The organism is Lichenihabitans sp. PAMC28606 (assembly GCF_020616535.1).
In the GTDB taxonomy this organism is placed as follows: Bacteria; Pseudomonadota; Alphaproteobacteria; order Rhizobiales; family Beijerinckiaceae; genus Lichenihabitans; species Lichenihabitans psoromatis.
Window position 1 is genome coordinate 2,867,501 of sequence record NZ_CP085136.1, and the last position, 18,787, is coordinate 2,886,287.

Annotated in this window: 19 protein-coding genes and 1 pseudogene (1 of these 20 only partly in view); 10 read left to right on the forward strand and 10 right to left on the reverse strand. The window is 61.6% G+C overall.

Features of this window, described 5'->3' with window-relative positions:
* Positions 1-353, forward strand: partial view of a site-specific integrase gene (locus LGH83_RS13515; protein WP_227399112.1) — the 3' portion only. The gene continues 139 nt to the left of window position 1, outside the view; only the last 353 of its 492 coding nucleotides appear in the window; its start codon lies beyond the left edge, outside the window; the stop codon is at positions 351-353.
* A gap of 269 nt (positions 354-622) precedes the next feature.
* Positions 623-832 (forward strand): hypothetical protein, encoded by a 210-nt coding sequence (locus LGH83_RS13520; RefSeq protein ID WP_227399113.1) that lies wholly within the window; start codon positions 623-625, stop codon positions 830-832.
* Positions 833-1,668: 836 nt separating this feature from the next.
* On the opposite strand, the gene LGH83_RS13525 is transcribed toward LGH83_RS13520, so the two are convergent.
* From LGH83_RS13525 to LGH83_RS13545, 5 genes are all read right to left on the reverse strand, one after another.
* The gene (locus LGH83_RS13525; protein WP_227399114.1) at positions 1,669-2,067 is read right to left on the reverse strand and encodes a hypothetical protein; all 399 of its coding nucleotides are present in this window, start codon (positions 2,065-2,067) and stop codon (positions 1,669-1,671) included.
* Positions 2,064-2,639: a 3'-5' exonuclease gene (locus tag LGH83_RS13530; protein WP_227399115.1), complete on the reverse strand. Its 576-nt coding sequence runs from the start codon at positions 2,637-2,639 to the stop codon at positions 2,064-2,066. Before LGH83_RS13530 ends, LGH83_RS13525 begins: the two co-directional genes overlap by 4 nt.
* A 51-nt stretch (positions 2,640-2,690) precedes the next feature.
* Entirely contained in the window at positions 2,691-3,386 is a 696-nt protein-coding gene (locus LGH83_RS13535) for a DUF2779 domain-containing protein (protein WP_264478956.1), read from the reverse strand.
* Between the two features lie 86 nt (positions 3,387-3,472).
* Entirely contained in the window at positions 3,473-4,288 is an 816-nt protein-coding gene (locus LGH83_RS13540; RefSeq protein ID WP_227399116.1) for a CRISPR-associated protein Cas4, read from the reverse strand.
* A 67-nt stretch (positions 4,289-4,355) separates the two neighbouring features.
* A complete protein-coding gene (locus tag LGH83_RS13545; protein WP_227399117.1) occupies positions 4,356-4,727 on the reverse strand; it encodes a cyclic-phosphate processing receiver domain-containing protein in 372 nt (123 codons plus the stop codon).
* A 254-nt stretch (positions 4,728-4,981) separates the two neighbouring features.
* Between LGH83_RS13545 and LGH83_RS13550 the strand changes: the two genes are divergently transcribed.
* The 4 genes from LGH83_RS13550 (at position 4,982) to LGH83_RS13565 (ending at position 10,885) form a co-directional block, all read left to right on the forward strand.
* Positions 4,982-5,329, forward strand: coding sequence for a hypothetical protein (locus tag LGH83_RS13550; RefSeq protein ID WP_227399118.1), 348 nt, complete (start codon positions 4,982-4,984; stop codon positions 5,327-5,329).
* Between the two features lie 132 nt (positions 5,330-5,461).
* Positions 5,462-7,561 carry an AAA family ATPase gene (locus LGH83_RS13555; protein ID WP_227399119.1) on the forward strand — a complete coding sequence of 700 codons (2,100 nt, stop codon included), beginning with the start codon at positions 5,462-5,464 and terminating at the stop codon, positions 7,559-7,561.
* Positions 7,561-8,592, forward strand: coding sequence for a helix-turn-helix transcriptional regulator (locus LGH83_RS13560; protein ID WP_227399120.1), 1,032 nt, complete (start codon positions 7,561-7,563; stop codon positions 8,590-8,592). The genes LGH83_RS13555 and LGH83_RS13560 overlap by 1 nt, the downstream gene beginning before the upstream one ends.
* Positions 8,593-8,641: 49 nt before the next feature.
* Positions 8,642-10,885 (forward strand): DUF262 domain-containing protein, encoded by a 2,244-nt coding sequence (locus tag LGH83_RS13565; RefSeq protein WP_227399121.1) that lies wholly within the window; start codon positions 8,642-8,644, stop codon positions 10,883-10,885.
* 175 nt (positions 10,886-11,060) lie between these two features.
* Here LGH83_RS13565 and LGH83_RS13570 read toward each other — a convergent pair whose 3' ends face one another.
* From LGH83_RS13570 to LGH83_RS13580, 3 genes are all read right to left on the reverse strand, one after another.
* Positions 11,061-11,372, reverse strand: a complete 312-nt coding sequence (locus tag LGH83_RS13570; protein WP_264478957.1) for a TrbI/VirB10 family protein — start codon at positions 11,370-11,372, stop codon at positions 11,061-11,063.
* A 313-nt stretch (positions 11,373-11,685) separates the two neighbouring features.
* The gene (locus tag LGH83_RS13575) at positions 11,686-12,831 is read right to left on the reverse strand and encodes a hypothetical protein (RefSeq protein WP_227399122.1); all 1,146 of its coding nucleotides are present in this window, start codon (positions 12,829-12,831) and stop codon (positions 11,686-11,688) included.
* A gap of 162 nt (positions 12,832-12,993) precedes the next feature.
* Complete coding sequence (locus tag LGH83_RS13580; RefSeq protein ID WP_227399123.1) at positions 12,994-14,859, reverse strand: HipA domain-containing protein; 1,866 nt, start codon at positions 14,857-14,859, stop codon at positions 12,994-12,996.
* Positions 14,860-15,344: 485 nt separating this feature from the next.
* Between LGH83_RS13580 and LGH83_RS13585 the strand changes: the two genes are divergently transcribed.
* Together LGH83_RS13585 and LGH83_RS13590 are read left to right on the forward strand one after the other, a co-directional pair.
* A complete protein-coding gene (locus tag LGH83_RS13585; RefSeq protein WP_227401848.1) occupies positions 15,345-15,857 on the forward strand; it encodes a LysR family transcriptional regulator in 513 nt (170 codons plus the stop codon).
* On the forward strand, positions 15,769-16,230 hold the full coding sequence (locus tag LGH83_RS13590) for a LysR family substrate-binding domain-containing protein (RefSeq protein ID WP_264478959.1): 462 nt from the start codon (positions 15,769-15,771) through the stop codon (positions 16,228-16,230). Before LGH83_RS13585 ends, LGH83_RS13590 begins: the two co-directional genes overlap by 89 nt.
* On the opposite strand, the gene LGH83_RS13595 is transcribed toward LGH83_RS13590, so the two are convergent.
* Together LGH83_RS13595 and LGH83_RS13600 are read right to left on the reverse strand one after the other, a co-directional pair.
* Positions 16,213-16,455: a DUF2274 domain-containing protein gene (locus tag LGH83_RS13595; RefSeq protein WP_227399124.1), complete on the reverse strand. Its 243-nt coding sequence runs from the start codon at positions 16,453-16,455 to the stop codon at positions 16,213-16,215. The genes LGH83_RS13590 and LGH83_RS13595 overlap by 18 nt on opposite strands.
* A 9-nt stretch (positions 16,456-16,464) precedes the next feature.
* Positions 16,465-17,136, reverse strand: a pseudogene (locus LGH83_RS13600) (TrbI/VirB10 family protein); the annotation flags it as partial.
* A gap of 701 nt (positions 17,137-17,837) precedes the next feature.
* On the opposite strand from LGH83_RS13600, the gene LGH83_RS13605 reads away from it, so the two are divergent.
* Complete coding sequence (locus tag LGH83_RS13605) at positions 17,838-18,128, forward strand: DUF1778 domain-containing protein (RefSeq protein ID WP_227399125.1); 291 nt, start codon at positions 17,838-17,840, stop codon at positions 18,126-18,128.
* Positions 18,129-18,161: 33 nt separating this feature from the next.
* A complete protein-coding gene (locus LGH83_RS13610) occupies positions 18,162-18,653 on the forward strand; it encodes a GNAT family N-acetyltransferase (protein ID WP_227399126.1) in 492 nt (163 codons plus the stop codon).
* Positions 18,654-18,787: the final 134 nt, after the last annotated feature.

Sequence of the window (18,787 nt, forward strand, 5' to 3'; positions counted from 1 at the left end):
TCCCCGACACCAAGAACGGCGAGCAACTCCGCGTGGTCGGCGTCTCGGCGATCGAGTGCATCGAAAGCCAGCCTGTCCAGGAGCATTCGCCCTACGTGTTCCCCGCCGATGTCGGAGATGGGCATTTCATCGGTGTTGTTCGAGTGCTCGATCGGGTTTGCGCCAAGGCGAAACTTGCCGGCGTGACCCCGCACGTCCTTCGACACACCTTTGCCAGCATCGCCGGCGATCTGGGATTCTCCGAGTTGACGATCGCCGGATTGCTCGGTCACTCGTCGCGCGGCGTCACTCAGAGATATGTCATCTCGACGCGGCCCTTGCTGTCGCCGCTGACCAGGTATCGGCGGAAATAGCGAAATATCTGGACCGCGAAACCAAGGGCGAGCCGAAGACCGCGGCCCAGACGCGAAAAGGTCGAACCGTCCGTGCGGGTGCCGGGTCATCTTGCCGGCTTCCGCAAACGAATGGCCATCTCCTGCCGCTCCCTGTGGGAGCCGAATGAGCACCGTGAAGGCGAAGTTAGTATCGCCGGCCGCTTGGCATGTTTGAATTAGCGTCCAGCACTATTAAGGTATGAGGGCCATAACCTTTAATAGGGGCGAGGCTAGTTAAAGGATCGGGTGTGACGGACGGGCAGAATCAAAGGCTCGGCGCCTATGTCGAGACGAGTGCCTCAGGCGAGCGCGTGCGCGCCGATGTGCCCGCCCCGCTGCCGCCGAAGCCGGCGCCCGAGCTTGGGTGGTTCATGCGCGTCTATGAGCGAGCCATCGCCGCAGTCGGACGCCTTGATGGCGTGACGACGATCCTACCCTCGACGCCCTTGTTTCTCTAGCGGCCGACCGGGTCTCGGCAGAGATCGCCAAGCTGCTGGACGGCGAAAGCAATAGCGATCCACGGGCGGCGCCCAGGCGCAAGGGCTGTCGCGTCTCCGCAGACGCGGCTGCGTCTCGTGGGCCCTCGGCGGAAGATGGGGATCTTCGCCCGCAACTGCTCTCGGTTTGATGCCCCAGAGCTTCGAATATCCGCATGTCCGGGCGCGCGGCGAGGCAGGTCACGAAATGGCGCAGCAGCTGGCCGTCCGTCTGCCGGCGGGTCGAGCCTGCCCCGCCGTCCCGCGTCGGATGGATAATCTGGAAGTCTGGAAGCACGGAGTTGTCCATCCACCCAACGCCGCCGGGAATCGGTTCTTCGTCCGCGAACAGCCATAGCAGCTGGTCCCACCCCACCCCCTCCCATACAACGAAGACATTGATTTCGGGGTGATTTTCGATTGATATGTAGATCGCCGGATGAAGACCTTGAATGCGCATCTGGATGCGTCTGGACGTGACTGCGCCCACTGACACTGGCAACCTAAAGCGTTTTGGCTCCTCGCGAAACCAGGCCAGGAATGCCTCTTGGAACGGCGATGAACCGGGATTTCCCGCCAGCAACTCCGGCTCCTTACAAGACAAGGTGGAGTGGGCAACTCCATCACCGTTTCTGCCTCTTGGCGAAGCCGCCAAAACGATTGCCAGGCTGCCCGCTAGCGCCTCCCGCCTTCCCAATCCTAGCTTGCTCATGGTGCTTCGTTCTCTCTGCCGCGTGCGTCGCACCAGTTACGAACCAACTGCGTCAGTTTAGGTCGTGTTGCTGCGACGAGCCTTAGTTTGAAGTCAGCACCTAAGTCTAATCGCTGGTGCGGTAGTGAGAGTCGGAGTGCACGTCGCAAAACAAGGGGTCGAGGCCGAACATGCCCAGCACTTCAAGCCGCGTGTCTCGGCCTTGGAGCTTGCTGTCGGCATAGAGGGTGAAGCGGCGCGAACGCGTGTTGAATACCACTCGCCCGCGCGGAAAATGCTCGTATTCGTGCCAGGCGATGGCGGGCGGAAGGCCGCGGCCGATCAGGCCTGCGGGGCCGAGTTGGCGCCAGCCCTCCCACACCTCGTAGTGTCCGCGTGCATGGGTGAGGAAATCGCCATATGGTTCAGCCTCGACGAGCGATGTGCCGTCGATGACCAACTGCGGCGGTCGGTTGCCGTCGCGCACGTCCCACACTATGCCCACGGCGGCTGAACGGCCAATCAACGATTAAAATCCTGAACGGTGATGGACTCGATCCCGACCGCATAGGCTAACGCCCGCAGCAGTTGCTCTGCATCGTCCCGCGCCCGGTGCCGTGCCGGCGCCTGGTCAAGCCATTCCAACCCGCGCTCCCGCATTGTAGGCCCTACCATGGCGATAAGGCCGTGCCACGCGCCCAGATGGAAAAGGGGTGTGGCCTTGGCTGCTTTGAACAACTCGCCTGTCCAATGAATATCGTATGCATCTCCGTCGCACCATACGGTCCTCGCGGAGCCGAGCATCTCGTTGAGGATTGCAGCAACGCAATCAACCGGCTTGCCATCGGCAAGGAGTTCCCTCCCGGAAATCCCGTGCACCTTCGCCGATTTCGGGCTCCAGTGACCGTTTCGCGTCCACTCCCACGCAGGCTGGATGAGCGTTGACCAACCGGAAATGGGTTCATCAGGGCTGGGCCAGAACGCAAGCCCAACCTCAATGGGATAGCCGTCTTGATCAAGAGAGCTTGCCTCGAAATCGATGACGGCAAGCGGCCATGGCAGCGCCTTGCGCCACGCCGATCGAGGAGGCCGGGTCAATCGAGTATTCGGTTGGCTGTACGAGTAAAGAGAGTAGTTCGGGTGGTCAGCTCATCGAGGCTGGAAGGTGGCGGAAAGCTGGATTGCAAGGGTTGACTCCGACGAAGGCACCCCATCTGCCGTCATCAAGGCGTCAGATGTGGTCACGCTCGGTTCGGGCGTAGCTTGAATCTCGCTGACGAGACGGATCAACGCGCGATGCACCTCGACCATGGCCAGCGTATTCCGCTTGCAGCAGGCCAGCAGCGCCGTCCGGAGCTGAAGGACCTGGCCTGTATCCGAGATGGTGCCGGACGCGAGCTGAACGAAGGCTGCCGACGCCGCCATGCCGTCGGCAACACCGTCGAGATCGGCATAACCGAACCCCGGGGCCAGCGCCGGAGCGACAGATTTGATCGAGTTGCTGAACGAGAACGCGGGCAAGTACACCCCGCCTCGAACGATGGGTAGCAGGTCCAGAATTCGCCCTATGATCTGGTCGATTGCGGGTCGTAGATCAGGAAATTGAACGGCAAGTTCGCGTAGCCGGGTCCGCTCGTATCGTGAATAAACCAGGATCGGTCCGGTGAATTTAGCCAGAGCGACGATCAGGGTTTCCACAAAGCTGAGTCGCGGGTCATCATTCCCGGCGGCCAGGAATTCCCGATGGTGCAGCATGCCGTCACCATCGATGGCGTGCAGCGACCACTGAAAGGGAATGGTCTGATACGGCCGCGTGCCTACGTACAGGGGAACAGGCGGCATCATTGCTTCAAAGTCGAGGTAGCAGGCGGGCGGCTGAAAGCCGTGCAGCAGACGGCCGAGATCGGGTGCGACATAGGGACAGCCCGTTACTATCGCATCACGGATGATGACCTGTTTCCACGTAAGCGGAAATCGGCGGGTATGGCCGATATGGCCTCAATGCCGAGTGCCTTGAGTTCGTCACCACGGGCTGCGGACAGTCGCGGCAGGTAGGTAATCCAGTCGGCTGGCTTGTCGGCCGTGCACTGCTCCCAGAACTCGCAGCCGTATGGCGATCCGCAGTGCCCGCCCGTTTCGGTCGCCGGCGGCGCCGGCATAGCCAGGCAGTCCCGCATGGCGGGCAATCTCTCTGGCAAGATTTCGAGATCGGCAGCGACCGCCTCGCGGGCGTCCGTGCGGCTGAAGAAATCCTGCCAACAAATGCCGGCATTCCCGCGGATGTAGGTATTGTTGACGTGGACGAGTTCGATTGAGGAGACCGGAACGCCGGCGCCGGCCAGCACGAAAGCCTGAAGTGCCAGGTCTTCAACGTGGTGATCTTTCATTCTGGTGCTGCTCTTGACCTCGCGCAGGCCCCAGCCATCACCCAGGCGCTCGATCACGTCCACGCGGATGCGGATACCGTCATGTTCGAAGGCCGCCTCGAACACGGCAGGCACGCTCGGGTCCGCCATCAGAGCGGCGGTGCGCAGAACCGCTTCGGCATGCTGCCAGGGCTCTTCTGTGACCAGGACACCACCTGGAAACAACAGATGTGCCTTGCGGCCGATCTCGTATCCCACGTCGATCGGGGATCCAGGTGCCGGCTCGTCAAAGGCAGGCGGCTCGTGGACCAGCAGCCATAGCCGCCGAAGGCATTGTAGCCCGGCCATGTAGCGCGACTTGGTGAGGTGCTGTCCTCCCATGACGATCTCGCCCCCAAGGTGAAAGACTGGGCCCGCTTTTCACGGGACGCAGCGTGGTGGGAAAGCTCTACCCCAGCCGACCCCAGGGCTCCCTGGGCCGCTGTGGTGGCCAGGGACGCCCTGCTGCTTTCTCCCTTGTGCGTTCGGCCAGATGACCGTCAATTCTGCTGCGAATGTGGTCCGCGGCGACGACGTTCTGGCTATGAACGTAGAAGGCAAAGTCTTCCGGCATATCACCTAAGTCCATGTCGAGCTCTAGAAGCCATGATGCAAAGCAGCGGCCTTCCGGCTCGCGTTCGCCGAGATCGTTGTCGAAGCTGACAAAGACAGGAAATCCATTTGCCTCGACCCATGTAATGGCGTCGCCGACACTACGAACGATGATCCAGCCCTTACCGTCTTCAGGGGGTAATCTTTCGTCATTAAGGAAGATTCTCATTCACGGCAGCCTTACCATTCGGGTCCCACCCCACGTCTTCATCGCGCCATTGTCATAAGAACGGCAAGGCGAGACTCGCGACCGGCTAAATGGTGACGTCCAGTTCTGTCGTAGAGCAGGCGCATCTGTCGGTTCCGGCACGTGACAAGGCGTCGCTTGCCCGTTTATCTGAGGCTCCACATGAACACCCGATCCGCCTCCTTCGACAGACATGATTCAGCCCTCAACCGGAATCCGTCCGGACGGTCTGGCCCATGCTGTTCTTTGAGGAGATCGCGATGTTTCAGGTTCAGGCTCCCGTCGTCATCGTTCCGTCCGCCGAGGCCCGCGCGGCACTCGGAGTCCAGCTCCGCCCAGCTGCCCTGGCAGCCTGGCGCGAGATCGCCCGCCGCGGCCAGGGTATCGAAATGGCGCATTTCCAGATCGTGCACACGGGCGTGACTTTGGCGGTGTGCTCGCACATCCGCAGCAACGGCTTCATCGAGATTGGGATCGGGCTCGGTGATCCGCGCCAAGCTGGGCGGGTGATACCCGCCGCCCAGCTTCGCCAGGCAGAGGCGCGCGCGCAGTCGCGTCGTGGCCAGGCGCTGCGGCGATACTGATAGGCGTGGGGGGCAGCCCCTCTGCCCCTCTCCCCCAATTTCAGCGGCCGATAAAGCGGCAGTCACGCCGCCCATCCGCCCGATCCTGACGTGCTCAACCCCCCTTGCGTATTCAGAATTTGGAAAATTGCCATGAGCGTCCCTTTCAAACATGTCCGCTTGCAGCACGTTCTTGGTACTGGAGACCCAATCGACGCATTGGTGTACGCGCAGAACGTGTACGCAGCAGTCGATCGTCGAATGCCCGAGGCGCGCGGACTGGCGAGTTGGCTGACTGCAAGTGCGATGGCGCTCGGCTTGAGCGATGGCGCTGTACCCGAAGAATGGGAAGGTACATTCCGGTCGCGGCGGAACGCAGTTCCCGTCGAGGATTGGGTGAAAGTCGGGGAAGCGTTGGACGCCGCCCTGACAACGCCGACGAGGGTTTTGGAAACGCCGGTTGCGTCTTGGATCGACGAGCTGAGCCGGGTGCTCCAACTCGACATGGTTTCCGCCCGCATCCTGGCGTTAGTACTTCATTACAAGTTCGGCCAGCGGGTTGAAGAACTGCTCGACATCATAAGCGAGTGCCGGGGCGGCAACAGAAGGCTGAGCCGCGATGCAGGGCTTCTCGGTCTGCTTCTTCATGTGCCTTCATCGGAGATTGCGCGATGCCTCATGCCGTCGGCCAAACTGCTGGCGAGCGGGCTATTGCAGCTGGACCGCTTCGGCTGCCTGGGTGTCCCGTACAGGCTGGCGTCGCTGATCCGCCGGGACATTTTCCCGGCAACAGACTTTTTTGATCAGCTGCTGGGTTCCAGCAGGCCCGAATCGCTACCCTGGGAGGCGTTCTCGCATCTGGGCCAGGTGGCCGACATTGCCGCCTCCGTGTTACGGGCCGCACTGGCTGGCAAGGCCGCCGGCGTCAGCATCCTGCTCTATGGGCCGCCCGGCACCGGCAAGACCTCGTTTGCGGCGACGCTCGCGGCACGGGTCGGCGCCAGCCTCCGTCCCGTGGCTGAGGCGGACGAGGAGGGAGGGGAACCGCAGCGTCACGACCGCCTGGCCGGGTTGCGCCTTGCCCAGCGCCTCGCCCCGCCCGGCGGCACCGTGCTGCTGTTCGACGAAGCGGAGGACCTGTTCGTCCGCCGCGGCACCCAGGACGACGAGCCGGTGACCAGCTCGCGCGTGTTCATCCACCGCCTGCTTGAGGAGTTGACGGTTCCAGTGATCTGGACTGCCAACGACATCAGCGTGCTCGGTCCGGCGGTGCTGCGCCGCATGACGATGTGCCTTGAGCTGAAGGTGCCGAACCTGGCGACACGCACGAGGTTGTGGCGTCGCATGGGCGAGGCCGAGGGCGTGGTCCTGCAAGACACGGATGCGGCGCGTCTGGCCCGCCTGATACCGGCGGCCCCCGCTATCGCCTCCGGCGCCATGCGGGCGACACGGCTGGCCGGCGGCGGGGCGGAGACCGCGCGTCTGATTGTTGAGGGTGTGGCACGCGCCGTGCGCGGCGGCGAACTGCCGGTGCCCGAAAAGGCGCCGGATGCCATGTACGATCCTGCACTGGTCAACGCCGACTGCGATCTTGCCGCGTTGACGGCCGACTTGGTTCGCCCCGGCGCCACGCGCGCGGTGTCATTCCTGCTGTCCGGGCCACCTGGCGCAGGGAAGAGCGCGTGGATACGTCACTTAGCCGGCCGCATGGGCATGCCGGTGCTGCACAAACGTGCCTCCGACCTTTTGAACCCGGTTGTCGGTGGCACCGAGCAGAACATCGCCAGCGCCTTTGCCGAGGCGCGGGAGGCCCAAGCCTTCCTGGTGTTCGACGAGGCGGACAGCCTGTTGCTAGAACGCTCGGATGCGGTGCGGAGCTGGGAAATCAGCCAGGTCAACGAGATGCTGACCTGGATGGAGTGCCACGAGCTGCCTTTTGCCTGCACCACCAACTTGGCCGAGCGGCTGGATCGCGCCAGCCTGCGCCGGTTCCTAGTCAAACTACGGTTCGATTGGCTGACCGCGGCACAAGCCAGGCTTGCGTTCCGCCAGTTCTTCGGCACGGCCGCTCCCGCGGGCTTGTACGATCTGCGGACACTGACACCGGCGGATTTTGCGCTGGTGCGTCGGCGGGCGGCGGTGCGTGGCGGAGAGCCGGACCCGACGACATTGCTGCGTCTTCTGAAAGACGAATGCCAAGGGCGGGTTGGCGCCCGGCTCCCAGTTGGATTCGGCCGGCCGGCTGCCGCCTGATGATTGCCCGCGTTGACGGGCCGGGGCAGCATGGCAGTATGCGATATGCCCCGGCGGAACGGCTGCTGCGCCTTGCCCGCCACCTGGCCGGAACCCGTACGGGGCTCACGCTCGACGAGATGGCCACAGAGCTTGAAGTCGGGCGCCGGACCGCCGAGCGCCTACGCGACTCCTTGGTAGCCATGTTCCCGCAGATGGATTGGTGGGACGACGAGGAGCGGATTCGCCGCTGGCGCCTGCCGGGCAGCGCGCTGGTCGGGGTGATCGAGCTTCGGGCAGAAGCAGTCGCGGCGATAGAAACGGCAGCCCGTGAGTGTGACGCGAGGGGGGAAGACAATCGCGCCGCCTTGCTACGTGAGGCTTCGACGACGCTACGTGCGGTCATGCGGCCCGATGCGCTGCGCCAAGCTGAACCCGACATTGCAGCGCTGATGGAAGCGGAGGGTATCGCAATGCGCCCCGGACCGCGGCCAACAATCGCAGCTGGTGTTTTGCCTACGCTACGGCGCGCAATCCTGGGGATGCAACTAGTGGTCGTGCGCTACGCTGGACCGGACACAGAAGTTCAAGCAGCCCGCATTCTATGTCCCTACGGCCTCTTATATGGCGGACGTGGGTGGCTAGTCGCACATGTGGATGAATTGCCTGAGATGCGCCTCTGGCGGCTTGATCGAATTACGTCAGTTGACCTCCTCGACCGGGGTTTTCAGCGACGAGAAGACTTTAGCCTAACTGATTACTCGGCGAGATCATTTGGCGTGTTCCAAGAGGAGCCAATCGACGTGGTTCTACGGTTCGCGCCGGAAGCGGCCGACGATGCGGAGCACTGGGTCTTCCATCCCTCACAAGTTCTCGAACGCGAAGCTACAGGCTCACTGACCGTTCGTTTTCGGGCCGGTGGACTAAAGGAAATATGCTGGCATCTGTTCACGTGGGGCACGGCAGTTTCGATAATCGAACCAGCGGAGCTTCGCCTCTATCTCGCCGAGACAGCCAAAGTGGTCGCAGTGCACCATGCCGTCGGTCATTGACAATATGATGCTGGTTGTTGGTCAACACCATGTTCAGGGAGTCTGAGAATTGGACAACGAAGTCACCGGTCAACACGGCACGTTTACGATGACATGCGGCGCGGTAGAGCCATCTTTCAGCAGTCTGTTCGAAGGCGCACGAACGGTCCAACTTATGAGCGTCGGGCGAGTAGCGGCTTGGTTTAAGAACCAAGGGGAAAGTCGGCTTCGACTTCCACCTATACAACGCTCTTTTGTATGGCGTAATGAGCAGATCATCAACTATTGGGACAGTCTAATGCGCGGCTACCCCGCCGGGATGATGATGGTTACCAAGGTCGAGACGAATAAGGCTCGGCAATATGGCAGAGGTCTCGATAACAAGACTGAGGTCCTTATAGACAGCGACTTCCAGCTCTTCGATGGGCAGCAGCGACTGACCGCCATTCTATTAGGGCTTGGCGCAGGTTCACTCGCCAGTTCGCTTCAGCTTTGGGTTGATATCGGTAGCGCTAAGGCTTCGGGCGACCGACTATTTGAACTTCGGATTAACAGCATCGGTCAGCCGTTCGGGTATAAACCCGATGCACCGAACGAGAAAGTCAGGGCCGAAGATCGGCACACTGTCCATACGGATTGGCCCCCGGAAGAGGATGGAACACCCAAACCACCGCAGGTCATATTCAAAGATTTCTCAAAGAGGACGGCTGCACCTTTGATCTCGGCCAAGTGTGCGGTGCCGCTCCGTGACATTCTATCCGACTTGATCACCCTAGGAAAAGAAGAGACACAACAACAACTGCAAACTATTGCAGAAAGGGCCGCAGTTCCGATTCGCGTCGATACCAACGATCTCCTTATACGACTTCAAAGCTCACTCGATGCAGAGATCATCGTCAAGCTGGTAAGTGGATCCGTGCTAGATGAGAGCAATTATCCGCGTTTTTTTGGTAGACTTGGTCAAGGCGGCACTCGGCTCTCAGACGAGGAACTGATCTATTCTCTAATAAAGGATCGCTATCCTCAGGTACATGACCGGATTTCCGACATTGTGCGAGAGGTTGGTCGGTTTGTGTCTGAGGTCGATCTTGTTCTCGGTGCATTGCGCATAGCACAAACGATCGCACCGTGGCCAGAGGCGAAGGAGTGGGAACGAGCCGGTCGACCGACGCCGGACCGGGTCCGGTCCCTTCATGAGAAAGGGGCCGGAACAACCGAATCATTTTTCGAATCGATGTTGCCCGAGAATGAAGAGGCACCATTCAGGTTGCTGACAGCTATCGAGAAACTTTACGATGGCCTGCTATATCACTCTACAAGTAATCCGTTTGGCCTGCCATCTATGTTACTCGCTCGCTTGCCTCGAGACCTCCTGGATGTTCTCCTACTATTTACATTCAAGCGGGGTGAGGCTTCTTCGTGGAGTGGAGCAGACCGTAGCGCTCTTATAGCGTTTGTCTTGTATTGGCTTCTTTTCGTCGGTTATGAGGACAAGGCTTCTTACCGAACGTTTGTCGAACTTGAGTCTAAGAACTGGGCCTTTGGAGAGCGCTCGGTTGCATCCCTTCTGAGGCATTTTGAAGCTGAGGGGATTGCGCGCTGCGCCCCGCGCCCGGACGATTGGCAGGGTCTTACGGAGGAGGTTCAACAGCGCGGCTGCAAGCTAGCAACATGGGCCGAGCGCTTCAGCAGCAAGGATGACCCGGGGCACCCAAGCCCGGGCGAGGCGTTGCGGATGTTGTCCACACACAGTGAATCTCAGAAACGTTTGCTGATCTGGATGCAACGCCGTTACATTACGAGGACGTTCCCCCACTACAATCCAACATCTACACGCGATGACGATTTACCTTTCGATCTTGACCATGCCATCCCGCAGAGCTTGTTCGGTTTTCATTGGAGTAATGCCGCGAAGAGGGTGGAGCTTTCGACCTCAGACATGGACAAATTTAGAGACCTGCGACGTGTAGTTGGCGACTCGCTAGGAAACTTGAGGTGGCTTGCTGCGTCCGATAATCGCGGTCGAGGTATGGGTAGGATTGAAGAGGAACGGTTGGATGAAGGCGAGCAGCGCCCGCTTGATGACCACATAGACAGGTCGTCATGGAACAAGCTGATTGTAGAAGGCGGGTCCAGAGCTTGGACAGATCATGACGTCGCGGCATTTCAGAGGCTGATCGACACGCGAACATTATTGCTTGTCAAATTGATTATGGAACAAGGTGGAATAGCAAACCTGATCGACGTTTCTGATATTCAGAGTGAGCCAATGATGACGTCAGGCGGCGTGTTACCGGCCGAGAGCGGCGTTTGAAGTTAGCCGCAAGAAGATGGAAGTAGCGCCGCAAGCTCGGTCACTAGAGCGGCGCTCCTAGATTTACCGGCTGAACCGCAGTGCTCCGCCTATCCACATAGGGCCGAAGCACCATGTCTTTCGTGACCTGCACGACGAAGTTGTAGCCGTTCCTGATGCGGAGAGTGTTCGGGATTCAGAGCCCGGACCGGGCATATTCCTGCCCCAACTCCCCGATTTGCTGGCCGATTGCCGCAGCACCAATTTGCTGGGCATTGTAGCCGTTCGTGCTCTGACCGGTTCCCTGGCTGAGCTGGATACCGGCGCCGCCGATCGTGAGGATTATAGCGTTACCGAACTTCTCCCAGAAATGGGTTTCCACTTGGTCGTGCAGGCCGGCAAAGCCGCTCTGGTCTGCCGCCGGCATGGCACCGATCGGGATCGAACTGCTGTCCGGGGAAATGATGCGGGTGATCACGGTTGGGATGCGGGTCTGCCCGTTGGTCACCACGTTGTCGTAGATACCGACAATGATTTAGCGGCCATCGAAAAAAGCCTTGCAACGCCGTAGCCGATATCGGCGGCATGATCGCGCACGAGGGCTGGATTCCCAATCCGTGCGGATTTGACGGCCGAAATCGGTCCGTTTGGCGATCAGGTTCCGGATTTCTTGACGGAAACGGCTCCCACTGATTGTCCGTGGTCGGATCGACCATTTGATGTATCTTAAAGAGAATATTTTTTCGTCCAAGTAATACCAACCGCCCTAAAGACTGACCTGTGCCCAGTGTCTGGTGGCGATTGAGGTAATGCCGAATGCTTTAATCCAAGGTTTCCCAACCATAGAGCGGCCGCAGGTCGGCGTCCGCGTAGTCGAGCGGCGACGGCGGGTTTGGCGTCAACGGATCGACCCGGTCCGCAATCCGCCGCGCTCGCAACACCCAGGCCGCCTTATCCTCGGGAAGAGTTCCGCCGACTTGGCGAGCGTTCGACTCAACCGCGGCAGCGAAGTCGCGCAGTATTTCAGCGCGATGCCAGTCTTTGGCGCTGGCCGCGAGTTGAGCGAAGAATTTTGCCTCGTTCTCTCGCTCGGCCCGAAGGCCGGCGCGGCGAGCATTCTCGGAGTCGACACGTCGCTGGCGCTCGGCTTCCTTCGGTTCCTTGATGTCTATGGCGTGAGCGGCTCTGTAGAGGCCGGCAATGACCTCATTGAGCCGATCCTCGATCCGCCGGCCTGACGTATCTCGCCACGAGGATTGAACGCCTGCCTGCCAGATATTCTCGATCTTGAGCGTCATGTTCCCGCTCGGGCGGAGATCATAGAGCGGTGCAGAACTGTAGCCGCGCCGGCGGATTGCATCCCTTTCGGCTTCTGTCGCCCGATGAACCTGGCGGGACGAGGTTTCCTCAAGGCTAAGGCGAAGCAATTGGCCGCCGACCCGGACTCCGGCCGTGCCGTTTTCTGCTCCTTTCTCAATGGCGAGACCACGCACGTCGGACGCTGCGGCGAGCGCATCAATGATACCGAGCGCGCGATCAATCGACTCTCGCGGCATGCGCACGCGGAACGCGGCCGGAATCGCGCAGGTGATCCCGCCGAATTGGTCCGCACGCGCCTTTTCCAAGCACTTGGCGGCGGCCTTCGTCATCAAATGGCGCGGCTCTTGGTGTGGGACCACGGCAATCTGATTTTCGGGCAGGCTCTCGGCCGCGATCTGCGGCCCGAATTTCTCATCCAGCTCGTTTTGCGCCTCCGGCGTCGCCTGCAACGGAATGCTGAATTCAAGATCCCAGTGTTTGTCAGGTTGCGGGAGGGGTGTTCGCTTTGGCGACCGTCGTTCCGGCGATCTCGCCCAATAGCCTTGCGGCGGCACCGGAATGTTATGGCGTTTGCAGATCTTGCGCAGGCCGACGTCGGACAAGCCGAGTTTCGGGGCTAGCTTTGAGAGCGCCTCTTCCCAGACCATTCGATGCAGCTCGGACCGTTTTATTTTCTTCCTTGGAATCATTGAGACTTTCACTTCGACGTTAGGAAAATCCGGCGGATTTCGAACCCTGCGTCACATCTCCAGATCAAGGGCCGCGAAGATCGTGCGCAGAGCTCGTTGGAGGTGGGGTGGCCGCCATCCTCAGCCCGTTCGGTCGGACTGGCCCTTGGCGCCAAGAGCAGCGCAGCGCGTTGCGGCGATGGCGTATACCTTGTCACGCACGGAACTGGCGCCGTCGAATTCGCCGGCGACTGCGGGGAGCTGAAGGGTCACTAGGCGCTCAGTGATCTGCGTCGTGAGGGCGGCGAGCCCGGCTTCAGCATCCTCGACGGTCAGACCAATTGTGCGCGCCAGGTTAAGAAAATCCTGGCGCGTCAGACGATCATCTTTGCCATTCAGTTTCAGGGCCATCCGATCGCCACCAAGACCTGGGAAAACCCGTGTGGTCACGGCGTCGTAGAGCGGCGCAAAACAGACGACCGTGAACGTCTTCGCCCCAGCGCCGGCTGTCTTGAGGATGGCGAGATTCTTCAGGTGCATATCGCCATCGGCGATCAACCAGGCGAACACCGCGCGTCGGAACAGGATGTTGAGGTCCGAGGCCGGGTCAGTGGATAGCGGGCGCAAGGCGCGCGCCATCCTCTCGATCGTTCCATCGTATTTCGCCGATGTCGGAAGATCCAGGATGGAACAAAAATCCGCCATCGCGAGACGGCGCTGATCCTGCGGTCCCCGCCTGATGTCGAACCGTTCGACGACCAGGGCAGGTGGCATGCCGTCCGGCATCGCAATCAACGCGGCGTCTGGCGTCTCGAACCCCGCGGCGCGCCCGAGTTCGAGGCACAGAAATTCGACGATCGGCAGCATGTCGAAGCCCGCACCGCCCGCAGGCTTCAGGATGTGGGTGAAGGGCTGGTCGATCGCCGGGACCAGGGCGCCGTCCTCGGTCAGGCTCATCGGCGCCTTGATCTGGACGCCCGACAAGCGTGGCGTTTCGGCGCGCGCAAACATGCGCGCCAGATTCTGCTCGAAAGTCTCTTCGATTTCGCCGCGTCGGGGGCCGGCATATACCCCTGTGAAGCGACCGTCGGCGGCAAAGCTGGCGAGTGGGGTCGACAGCACGTCGGTCGGCAGCGCCGCCCGCTGATCGCGGTCTTCGACGATGGCGATGTTCGACATATAGCGTCGACCACTTCGCAGGGTGTCGCGCTCGTCGCGTTCATGTAGGACCTGGGCGAGCCAGCCCTCGGGCAGCAACGATCCGATGAAGGCCGGCAATTTGCCAGGAATCGTCTCCCGGATGAGCGCCGGACCGGTGCGTCGTTCAGGTTTCCACCGCCACTCGAAGCCGTCATGGGTCAACCGACCGACCAGATCGCCGTGCCAGGCGACCAAAAGATTCAGCGCGGCCTTGTTCACGGGCGCCGCGACGCCGGGTTTGGCGAGGAGGAAGCGTTCGGCGCCCTCGCCCTCCCGATACCATTCGTTCTCGCGGGCAAGTGCCCAAACGGCGTCAGCCGCCGCCTGGGGCGTGCCGTGTTCCGCCACCAATCGGGCGGCCATCTGGGCGCGCATCTCGGCGGTGATGGCACTGGCGTGCTCGCTCCTCAAACGAAAGGCTTCGAGGAAGCGTTGTCGTGGCGACGAAGCGGCGATGCGAAGCTCTCCGAGATCATCGCCAATGACGGCGATCGCCGTCGAGGGGTGGGCTGGTGCCTCGTTTTGGATGATCTCCATGGTCCGCAACCTTGTGCGCTGGTTGCGGCGGCCACTGATGAAGAGGCGCCCATCCGGGGTGGGCGCGAGCAGGACCGCGCTGGCGGATGATAGGTAGGCGTTTGGGTATAGGTAATGCGCGATGCGGACGGCGTGGCCGAGGATAGCCATCTCTGTGTCGCCGTCGTGATCGGCATAGACGCCGCGAACGAGCGGGATCAACTCGCCGCATTGGGCGCGCTGGTACGCCCGTTTGGCGTCTATCGTCTCCCCAACCAAGTAGATGGCCATTCGATTATCCAGCATCTCAGATGCTGGATAATTCCACGCCTCACACCTGAAGACAAGAATTTTCCCGCATCTGAAATGCGCGATAATCCATCGCCGACTTGCCGCCCTTGGACGACGCAGTCGGCGTGTCCTTGTTCGAACAAGGCCCGCAGAGTGTCTGGCCGACCAATGGCGCGTTTCTTGACGGAAAAGCCCTCCATACCGATTTCCCCAAAGAGGACGGCGTCGCCCTGCGACGATGCCACTTGGCGAATGGGTTGCACCGGCACCAGGTGCGGTTCGCGCAGGAGGCCAGCCACGGGGGGACAGCGGGCACGCGAGCACTGCAACTGACTGAGCCGGGCGACCGAAAAAAAGGGTCGTCATATGTTTGGCAAAGCTCAAGCCATTCGATCTCACCATTTCCGACCACGCGCTCCAGGCGGCAATCTGGCTGATGGTTGGCGTCGGACGGCTGCATCAGGGCCGCGAGGAGCGCGCCGGTGATGGAGATCAGGGACCTCAAATATCTCGCCGCGGCGGCGAGCACCAGTAACTTCGGCCGCGCCGCCAAGTCGCTTGGCGTTGAAACATCGACCATCAGCCGGCACATCGCCCGCCTCGAGGACGAGCTGGGCCTGGCTTTGTTCGAGCGGGCCAATACCGGCGTTCATCTGACGCCTGGTGGCAAGGCGGTCATGGTTCATGTGAACCGGACCCTGGCCGAGTTCGACGCCGTTGGGCGTTCGGCACGCCAGAATGGCACGGGCCATGCCGGAGAAATCCGGCTCGGCGTGCGGATGCCACCGGTCGGTGAACCCCTCGGCAGCCTCCTGGCTGGCTGGCGCGTGAGGCACCCGAACGTGGTGCTTACGATCGTTGAGATGAACGAGCCGAGCATGGCGATGGCGCTCGAACCGTCGTCTGGACGTGGGCATCGTCACCCGTTTTACGCCCTGCGCCAATTCCGAAGCATTGCCTCTCTATCGGGAGCGCCTGACGGCCGCGCTGCCAGTTGACCACGCGCTGGCGGAGCGGGATGCGGTCGAGTGGGACGATCTCCGCGACGAGAAGATCCTGATCCAGGAATGGGACGACAGTCAGTCGACGCGAGAATTGTACGCGTCCCTCCTCGGGCAAAGTGCGCGATTTCATCCGCATCCGGCGAGCAAGCAGAGTGTCTTCGCCCTGGTCGCCGCCGGTTTTGGAGTGACGCTGGCGACGGCGAGCCAAGCGGAGGTCACCGTACCGGGGGTCGTGTTTAGGCCGATCGCAGAGACAAATGCGTCGGTTCAAATTGATCTGGTCTGGCGTCCCGAACTCGAGGACGCCGCCGTTGGGCGGTTCGTCGCCTACCTGCGCGACGAGACCCGGTCACGGCGCCTTCGCTGACGACGCCGGCGACGGCCGCCGCAGTTTTGCAAAAGCGCGGTCCGTCGCCATGAACCGGGCAATCATCGGTGCGATCAGCTTCGCCGGTTCAGGTGCGCCCTGTTCGGTCTCACGCGCCAGCGCTTGACCGTATGCGACGAGATCTCGGTGTATGGCTGCCGGCAGTTCGACGGTAAGCTTCACCGGCTTGTCGTCACCAATGGCGCCGAGCTTCAATTTGGCCATGATCAGTCCTCAGCTCTGGTAGGGTTCGAGAACGAGGTCGTGGGTCACCAGCACCCGCACGGGAAAGCCCGGCCGGATCGTGATGGTCGGCCGCACGTTCAGTGATCGCCCGACTACCTGCTCGCCAACCTGGCTGAAGCTCTGCGAAGCGCCCTGGCGGATGGCCGGGACGAGGGAGTTCTCGTTGTCGCTGGTGCCGGCCTCGGAGCCGACGCTGAGAAGGGTGGAGAGGATCGCCGCCTTGAACAGCATGCCCCAGTGGTTATTGACCTGATCCTCCAGGCCGGCATAACCCTCCGGGTCGGCTCCGGGCTGGCGCTCCAGAACGATAGATCGGCCGTTCGGCATGATCAGGCGGTTCCAGACCAGCAGCGCCCGGGACTGGCCGAAGGCCACCTGGGCGTCGTATTGGCCGACAAGCCGGGCGCCTTGCGGGATCAGCAGAATGCGGCCAGTCGGGCTGTCATAGACGTTTTCGGTGACCTGGGCGGTGATCTGGCCGGGCAGATCGGAACGCAGCCCGGTCAGCAGCGACGCGGCGATAACCGCGCCGGCCTGAAGGATATTGGTGCTGGCCGGAGCCTCGACACGATCGGGGCTGACAGTTCGCCGATCGACGTCGCCGTTCAGGAAGGCCAGCTTGTGGTCCTGCGAGGTCAGTCCCGGCGATCCCGCTGCGATCGGATCGGGCGTCGTGATGACCGGTGTACTCTATCTGTTTGCGAGCATGGCCAGGTCGTGCAGCATAAGCTTAAGCAGCGCTGGGGCGGGTTTCCGACGGAGATCGTTCTGCGTTTTAGAGACAATACGATTGAGATGCCGACCAAGCTTGCTTACCACGCAGCGCTGCAGGACCTTGCGCCAGACTTCCGGCTGCCAGACGCCAGCGCAGAGGCGCAGGATCCGGACGCGGCCGACGGCATTTACCGAGCGGTGATCCGTCGTCTGATCGACTTACGGCGCGGCCCCAAATATCCACTCATCCATGATGACAATGTCGCCTACGGCTTCTGGCGCAATCTGCTGGGCATGAGAGTGGCAGCAGTCCCATTGGCCATTTGCGCGTCGGTCGCCATTGCTGCAGCTCGGACCGTCCAAATGGCGACCAGCAACATCCCGATCTGGGCGATTGCTCGCGATGCATCTGCCGCCCAGATGGCCGCGTTTGCGCTCCTCTGCCTTTGGATAGCCTTTCTAATGTTTGTCGTTCGGCCGCCGCGCGTATGGGACGCGGGCGTGGCTTATGCAGAGCGGCTCCTGGCGTCGCTGCCCCCTCCGTCGGTCGCCAAGCCGAAGGGCCGAGCACCGAAAAGCGGCAGCCCGAGCGCATCTTGAAAAGTTAGTCCAATCGACGTACATGTATTGCTGGAGGTGACCATTGCATGCCAGCAAAGATCGACCGACGGCTTCGGGAAGAACGGCTTGGGTTTCGCGTCGATGAACCGACTAAGGCGTTGATCGAACGGGCGGCGCAGCTCGAACGGCGCAAACTGACGGATTTTTGCATGACCGCGCTCACGGACGCTGCACGGCGGACGATTGCGGAGCATGAAACGCTCGTCCTGTCCGACCGTGACCGGGCTGTCTTCTTCGACGCTCTGGTCAGTCCCCCGGCTCCGAGCGAGCGGCTGCAGCGCGCGTTTGCAGATCATAAGCGCCGGGTCGTGTCGTGAATGGGGAAACGGCCATCGGAGGACCTTCGGATCGTGCTGCTCGGGGAGGCGCACGACCGTGACAGCTTTACCTGCGGGGTGGAAACTCTGGACCGCTACCTCAAGACCCAGGCTGGCCAGGACGTGCGCCGACAGGCGAACGCCGTCTTCATCCTGAGCGAGGTCAGCGAGCTGACCCAGGTGTTGGGCTATTACACGCTGTGCGCCATGGCGGTCTCGCAGGGCGATGTGCCGGAGGCGGCGCGCAAGTACGTCCCGCGCTACCCTCTGGTGAGCGCCACGCTGATCGGTCGCCTGGGTGTCGCGAAAGAACGTCAGGGACAGCGGCTTGGGGCCGTGCTGCTGGCGGATGCGTTGCGGCGCGCGTTCGACAGCGCTGGCACTGTCGGCTCCCCCATGGTCATGGTCGATGCGCTGGACGAGGCTGCGGCCGGCTTCTACGCGGCCCATGGGTTCGTGCGGCTGCCCGACTCGCTTCGGCTGGTGCTGCCAATGCGCATGGCGGCAGGGAGCTCTGAGCGGTGATGGTAAAGCAGCCCAATCTCATCGGTATGACCGTCCCTGGAGGGTCGGGGCACTCAGTGCCATGCGTCCACTTGGCTGGGACATACCCCCGACAGAGCCTGCTGGTCGCGCCGAGCGGCATGAAATGACCGTAT